This window comes from Collinsella sp. LCP19S3_H3, assembly GCF_052119145.1.
Taxonomy (GTDB): domain Bacteria; phylum Actinomycetota; class Coriobacteriia; order Coriobacteriales; family Coriobacteriaceae; genus Collinsella.
Genome location: NZ_JBQKFW010000056.1, coordinates 1 through 358, shown reverse-complemented (window position 1 = coordinate 358; position 358 = coordinate 1). Strand labels below are relative to the sequence as shown.

Below are 358 nucleotides of genomic sequence, written 5' to 3'. Positions count from 1 at the left end.
CACCTTGATGACGGCACCGCCGTCCATGACCCAATCGGCCTCGGCCACCGGGTGCATCGCCATGACCGTGACGCCCCACACGAAGGCAAGCTCGATGGCAATCCGGGCCCCAAGCGAAAATTCGATGCCCCATACCGCATTGATGACACTGGGGAACATACAGGCGATACTTGCAACCCACAGCGGGAAGTTGACCCAGTAGCACCAGGAGCAGCAGGCGCCCCAACGGTCGCCCAAGCCCAGGCGGACCCAATCGTACAGGCCGCCCTCGGAATCGAACGCCGTACCGAGCTCGGCCACCACCAGGCCATAGGGAAGCAAAAACGTGATGATGAGGAAGGCCCACCAGAAGAACTGC

1 protein-coding gene is annotated in these 358 nt (G+C 62.0%); it reads right to left on the bottom strand.

The genetic code is table 11. The features are described from left to right. A partial coding sequence (locus ACTQZF_RS09280; RefSeq protein ID WP_441555116.1) for an amino acid permease occupies positions 1–358 on the bottom strand: 358 nt, incomplete at both ends.